Genomic DNA, 6,016 nt, shown 5'->3' with positions numbered 1-6,016 from the left:
TCGCGGAGAACTGCCGGATCACCGACAGCGAACTCGAGTTCTCCATCGTGCTGCGGGACTCCTCGATCGACGGCGTCGGCCGCATCGAGTCCTCGCTGATCGGCCGGCACGTCGAGGTGACCCCGGCACCCAGCGTTCCCAGCGCCCACCGACTCGTCCTCGGAGACCACAGCAAGGTGCAGATCCATTCATGAACATCCTCGTCACCGGCGCCGCCGGTTTCATCGGCTCCCGCTACGTCCGTACGCTGCTCGACTCCGAAGCGCCCGACGCGCCGAGGATCACCGTGCTGGACGCGCTCACCTACGCCGGCACCCTCGACAACCTCGAACTCGACCACCCCCGGCTGGAGTTCGTGCACGGCGACATCCGCGACGCCGACCTGGTCGACAAACTGACGGCCGGGGCGGACCACGTCGTCCACTTCGCCGCCGAGTCCCACGTCGACCGCTCCATCCTCACCGCGTCCGACTTCGTCCTCACCAACGTGGTCGGCACCCAGGTCCTGCTCGACGCGGCCCTGCGCCACGAGGTGGACACCTTCGTGCACGTCTCCACCGACGAGGTCTACGGCTCGATCGCCTCGGGCTCGGCGACCGAGGAGTACCCGCTTCTGCCGAGCTCCCCGTACTCCGCCTCCAAGGCCTCCTCCGACCTGCTCGCCCTGGCCTACCACCGCACCCACGGCCTGGACGTCCGCGTCACGCGCTGCTCCAACAACTACGGCCCGCACCAGTTCCCCGAGAAGGTCATCCCGCTCTTCGTCACCAACCTCCTCGACGGGAAGAAGGTCCCGCTCTACGGCGAGGGCCTCAACGTCCGCGACTGGCTCTACGTCGACGACCACTGCGCCGGCATCGAACTCGTCCGCACCAAGGGCCGGCCCGGCGAGGTGTACAACATCGGCGGCGGCACCGAACTCACCAACAAGGAGCTCACCGGCCTGCTCCTCGAGGCCTGCGGCGCCGACTGGGACCGGGTGGAGTACGTCGAGGACCGCAAGGGCCACGACCTGCGCTACTCCGTCGACTGGACCAAGGCCCGCGACGAACTCGGTTACCGGCCCCGCCACGACTTCACCGCCGGCCTCGCCGAGACCGTCGCCTGGTACCGGGACCACCGCGCCTGGTGGGAGCCGCTCAAGCGGCGCGTCGCCGGGGAGCGGGCATGACCTGGCTGATCACCGGCGCGGGCGGCATGCTCGGCCGCGACGTCGTCGACGGACTGACCCGGCGCGGCGAGCGGGTCACCGGCCTCGACCGCGCCGCCCTCGACATCACCCGGGCCGAGGACGTGGACCGGGCGCTCGCCGAGCACCGCCCCGCCCTCGTGGTCAACTGCGCCGCGTACACGGCCGTCGACGACGCCGAGACCGACGAGGAGCGCGCCACCGCGGTCAACGGCGACGGCCCGCGCCTGCTCGCCCGCGCCTGCGCCGCCCACGGCGCCCGGCTGATCCACGTCTCCACCGACTACGTCTTCTCCGGTGACGCCCGCACCACTCCCTACCCGGAGGACCACCCCACCGCCCCGCGCACCGCCTACGGCCGCTCCAAGCTCGCCGGCGAGCGGGCCGTGCTGGAGGAACTGCCCGGCGCGAGCGCCGTCGTGCGCACCGCTTGGCTCTACGGGACCCATGGCACTAACTTCGTGCGGACGATGATCGGTCTCGAGGCCCGCCGCCCCACCGTCGACGTCGTCGACGACCAGCGCGGGCAGCCCACCTGGAGCGCGGACGTCGCCGAGTGCATAGCCGGCCTCGGCCCCCGTCTCGGCGACGGCGCGCACGGCGTCTTCCACGCCACCAACTCCGGTGAGGCCACCTGGTACGACCTGGCCCGGGAGGTGTTCCGCCTGATCGGCGCCGACCCCGACCGGATCCGGCCCACCACCACCGCGGCCTTCCCGCGGCCCGCGCCGCGCCCCGCGTACAGCGCCCTCGCGCACGGCCGCTGGCAGGAGATCGGTCTGCCGGCGCCACGCGACTGGCGCGCCGCCCTGCACGAAGCACTGCCCGGAATCCGCAAGGAGAGTCCCCTTCGTGAAACGCCATGAGTTCCTGCGGGAACTGCACAAGGTCAGCGCCAACCGCAACTACCTGGAGATCGGCGTCAACGACGGCCGCAGCCTGCGCCTGTCCCGCGTCCCCAGCATCGCGGTCGACCCCGCCTTCAAGGTGGTCTCGGAGCTGAAGTGCGACGTCCACCTGGTGAAGGCCACCAGTGACGACTTCTTCGCCCGCGACAACCCGCTGGCCCACCTCAAGGGCGGTCGGCACCCGCTGCGCAATCTGCGCCGGGGCCGCAGCCCCTTCGGCTACTGGCGCCGCACCACGCTCGACCTGTCGTTCATCGACGGCATGCACCTGTTCGAGTACGCCCTGCGCGACTTCATGAACGTCGAGAAGCACTCCGACTGGTCCAGCGTGATCGTCCTCGACGACATGCTGCCGCGCAGTGTGGACGAGGCCGCCCGCGACCGGCACACCACCGCCTGGACCGGCGACGTCTACAAGATCACCGAGGTGCTGGCGCGCTACCGCCCCGACCTGGTGACCGTCCTCGTCGACACCCAGCCCACCGGCCAGCTCGTGGTCTTCGGCGCCGACCCGGACAACACGGTGCTGCACGACAAGTACGACGAGATCATGGCCGAGTACAAGGTGCCCGACCCGCAGAAGGTGCCCGAGGCGATCCTGGAGCGGGCCGGGGCGGTGCCGCCCGAGGCGCTGACCGAGGCCCGGTTCTGGCGCGCGCTCGTCCAGGCCCGCAACCGCGGGCTGCCGCGGCGCGTGGGCTGGGAGCCCCTGCGCCGCGCCCTGGAGCAGGTCGGCGTCAGCCGCTGAGCCCCCTGCCGCGCAGCTCCTCGTGGCGCGCGCGGCAGGCCTCGTAGGAGGGCAGCAGGCCGAGGCGCTCCGCCTCGGCCAGCGTGGGCGCCTGCTGGTCCTTGGGGGAGAGCACGGGGGCGATGCCCTTCGGCCAGGCGATGCCGAGCGCCGGGTCCAGCGGGTGCACGCCGTGCTCGCGCTCGGGCGCGTACCCGGTCGAGCACAGGTACACCACGGTCGCGTCGTCGGTGAGCGCCATGAAGGCGTGCCCGAGTCCTTCGGCGAGGAACACCGCGTGCCGGGTGTCGTCGTCGAGCCGCACGGCCTCCCAGCGCCCGTAACCGGGCGAGCCCACGCGCAGGTCGACCACGACGTCGAGGACCGCCCCGCGCACACAGGTCACGTACTTGGCCTGACCGGGCGGCACGTCCGCGAAGTGCACCCCGCGCAGCACGCCCCGGCGGGAGATCGAGCAGTTGGCCTGCGCCAGCGACAGGTCGTACCCCGTCGCCTCGCGGAACTCCGCGTCCCGGTACCACTCGTGGAAGCTGCCCCGCTCGTCCGGGAAGACCTTGGGCTCGAGGATCCAGGCCCCTTCGATTTCCAGCGCCCGCACGCCGTCACCGCCTTCCGCTGATCACAGGAGCCACCTTCGCGCGGGCGGCGCCGAGTGCGCGCCGCGCCCCGCGCACCAGTTTCCGCAGCGCACCGGGACGCGGAACGGGCACCACCCGCACCCGGCCGCCACCGGAGCGCAGCGCGAACGGCAGCCCGGTGTGACGCGGTTCCGCCGCGTCGGGGTCCGGGCCGAGCGCGACCCGCCAGATCCCCCGGGGGAGCCCGGCGGGCAGGGTTGCCTCCAGCCGCGACCCCGGCCCGTCCGGTTCGCCGGTCAGGGTGCCGGACGCGTACAGCGTCCGGCCGGAGGAGGTGAACCTGAGCCCCACCCGGGCGCCGTCCGGCGCGTGCAGCGGGATCCGGGCACGCAGCCGGGCCCCGGAGACGGTGACGTCCGGCCGCCGCACACCGCCCAGGCCGAGCCGCCTGCCCTTGACGGCCGTGTCCAGCGAGAGGTTCCCGTGCGGCTCGGTCCAGTACGGCAGGACCGCGCGGCCGCCGACGACGCCCGCGTACGGTTCGGGACGGGTGGCGCGCGGAGCGGGGCCCAGGCGGCACTCCTTGGTCCAGCCTCCCAGCTTCACCCGCACGACGGCGTCCCACACGCCGTCGCCCGGCAGGGCGCCGGGATCGACGGTCGCGGTCGCCCGCAGCACCAGCCGCACCCGCTCGCCGCCCTCGACGGGAACCGTCTCCCGGGTGAACTCCACGGGCTGGAAGTACTGGGCGGAGCTGGCGCGTTCGCGCAGCAGCAGGTCCGCGGTGGCCTGGTCGAAACGGGCCGCGGTCTCCGCGCCGACCCACGCCACCGCCTCCTCCACGTCCTTCGGCGGGTCGGTGAGCGGGGTGCGGGCGGCGTCGGCGGGGAACGTCATCGGCTCGCGGGCGGAGGCGTACTCGGCGGTGAAACCGATGTGCAGGGAGCCGTCCTGCCACTCGACGCCCGTCGGCTCGGCCGTCGGTGCGACCGAGGCCTCCCACTCGGCGAAGGCCACCACGTCGTCGTACCGGTCGGCGGCGGTGAACGCGGCGACGACCTGCTGCGTCGGCTGCAACCCGGCCGCGACACCCGGGCCGAACCGCTCGACGACGACCTTGTGGATCTCCGCGAACAGCTCCCGGCGGTAGTCGTCCGGCAGCGCGAGCAGCCGCCGGGCGCGCAGCCGCTCCACCATCTCCACCCGCAGCCAGCGGCGGAACAGCCGGTCGCGCACCGGCCCCGGCTCGGTGTACCGCTCGACGACGTCGAGCGCCTCGCGCAGGTTCTTGAAGTACCCCACCGGGTCGAAGCGCTGGAAGCCGGCGTTCGAGGCGTCGTCGCGTCTGATGTGGTAGTAGCAGACGTAGTCGCTGAGCACGGAGACGTTGTCCGCGCGCAGGTAGGCCTCGGTGACGAAGACGTGGTCCTCCAGCCGCCGCCGCCCCTCAGGGAAGCGCAGCCCGATGCGGTCGAGGAACTCCCGGCGGAACATCTTGTGCGGGGTGAGACTGTCGATCAGCGGGGCGTTCTCGACGGTGGCCCGCGGATGGTTGCGGCGGAACAACTCCACCGGCACACCGCGGTTCTTGCCGGCCATCTTGCCGACGACGACGTCGGCGCCGTTGGCCACGCCGTACTCGTACATCCGCTCCAGGGCCTCGTCGCCCAGGTAGTCGTCGTTGTCGACGAACATCACGAACTCGCCCCGGGCGGCGGCGATCCCGACGTTGCGGGGCTTGCCGGACCAGCCGGAGTTCTCCTGGTGGATCACCCGCATCCGGGGGTCCTCGGCGGCGAGCCGGTCGAGCCGGGCCGGTGTCCCGTCGGTCGAGCCGTCGTCGACGAAGATCGCCTCGTACTCGTCGGGAGGCAGCGACTGCCGCTGCAGCGAGGAGATGCAGTCCTCGATGTAGATTCCCGGGTTGTAGACGGGAACGATGACGCTGACCTTGACCGGCATCGAGATTTAGGGCCCTTCGGGTCGCTTGCCGCCGAACCTGCTGGCTTGGTACGCGTTGCCCGATCGTAACCCCACGGCCACCGTGGTCCCACCTTTCGGCCATTGCCGAGACCGTGCCGTGATCATCGTAGGCCGCCCGGCCGACCGGCTTGCGCGGGCGGCCACTTGGGGCGCGGCGAGGTGCGCGGACTCCCGTGCCGCCTAGGCTGCTGTCCGTGCGACTGCTCCTGATGTCCGACACCCACCTGCCCCGGCGCGCCAAGCGGCTGCCCGCGCCACTGCTCGACGAACTCCCGCGCGCGGACGTCGTGTTCCACGCGGGGGACTGGGTCGACACGGCCACCCTCGACCTGCTGGAGAGCCGCAGCCGCCGCCTCGTCGGCGTGTACGGCAACAACGACGGACCGGAACTGCGCGCCCGGCTGCCGGAGGTCGCGTACGCCGAACTCGACGGGCTGCGCTTCGGCGTGATCCACGAGACGGGGCCGGCCCGGGGGCGCGAGGCCCGGTGCGCCGCACGGTTCCCCGAGCTGGACGTACTGGTCTTCGGGCACAGTCACATCCCGTGGGACACCACTGCCGCCACGGGACTTCGTCTGCTCAACCCGGGCTCGCCGACGGACCGCCGCCG

Annotated in this window: 6 protein-coding genes and 1 pseudogene; 5 read left to right on the top strand and 2 right to left on the bottom strand. The window is 72.4% G+C overall.

The window, feature by feature from the left end:
* The 4 genes and pseudogenes from RIM90_RS29940 to RIM90_RS29925 all read left to right on the top strand — a co-directional run.
* Positions 1 to 194, top strand: a pseudogene (locus RIM90_RS29940) (glucose-1-phosphate thymidylyltransferase); the annotation flags it as partial.
* The gene (gene rfbB, locus RIM90_RS29935) at positions 191 to 1,171 is read left to right on the top strand and encodes a dTDP-glucose 4,6-dehydratase (protein WP_309063879.1); all 981 of its coding nucleotides are present in this window, start codon (positions 191 to 193) and stop codon (positions 1,169 to 1,171) included. The pseudogene RIM90_RS29940 and the gene rfbB, both read left to right, overlap by 4 nt.
* Entirely contained in the window at positions 1,168 to 2,055 is an 888-nt protein-coding gene (gene rfbD, locus RIM90_RS29930) for a dTDP-4-dehydrorhamnose reductase (protein ID WP_309063878.1), read from the top strand. The genes rfbB and rfbD overlap by 4 nt, the downstream gene beginning before the upstream one ends.
* Positions 2,042 to 2,845, top strand: coding sequence for a class I SAM-dependent methyltransferase (locus tag RIM90_RS29925; RefSeq protein ID WP_309063877.1), 804 nt, complete (start codon positions 2,042 to 2,044; stop codon positions 2,843 to 2,845). The genes rfbD and RIM90_RS29925 overlap by 14 nt, the downstream gene beginning before the upstream one ends.
* On the opposite strand, the gene rfbC is transcribed toward RIM90_RS29925, so the two are convergent.
* Positions 2,835 to 3,443: a dTDP-4-dehydrorhamnose 3,5-epimerase gene (rfbC, locus tag RIM90_RS29920; RefSeq protein WP_309063876.1), complete on the bottom strand. Its 609-nt coding sequence runs from the start codon at positions 3,441 to 3,443 to the stop codon at positions 2,835 to 2,837. The two genes, RIM90_RS29925 and rfbC, sit on opposite strands and share 11 nt — an antisense overlap.
* A gap of 4 nt (positions 3,444 to 3,447) precedes the next feature.
* Positions 3,448 to 5,385 carry a glycosyltransferase family 2 protein gene (locus RIM90_RS29915; RefSeq protein ID WP_309063875.1) on the bottom strand — a complete coding sequence of 646 codons (1,938 nt, stop codon included), beginning with the start codon at positions 5,383 to 5,385 and terminating at the stop codon, positions 3,448 to 3,450.
* 215 nt (positions 5,386 to 5,600) lie between these two features.
* Here RIM90_RS29915 and RIM90_RS29910 point away from each other — a divergent pair.
* A partial coding sequence (locus RIM90_RS29910) for a metallophosphoesterase (RefSeq protein ID WP_309063874.1) occupies positions 5,601 to 6,016 on the top strand: 416 nt, incomplete at its 3' end.

Source organism: Streptomyces sp., assembly GCF_031181555.1.
Lineage (GTDB): Bacteria > Actinomycetota > Actinomycetes > Streptomycetales > Streptomycetaceae > Streptomyces > Streptomyces fimbriatus.
This window is presented reverse-complemented; position numbering and strand designations above follow the sequence as displayed.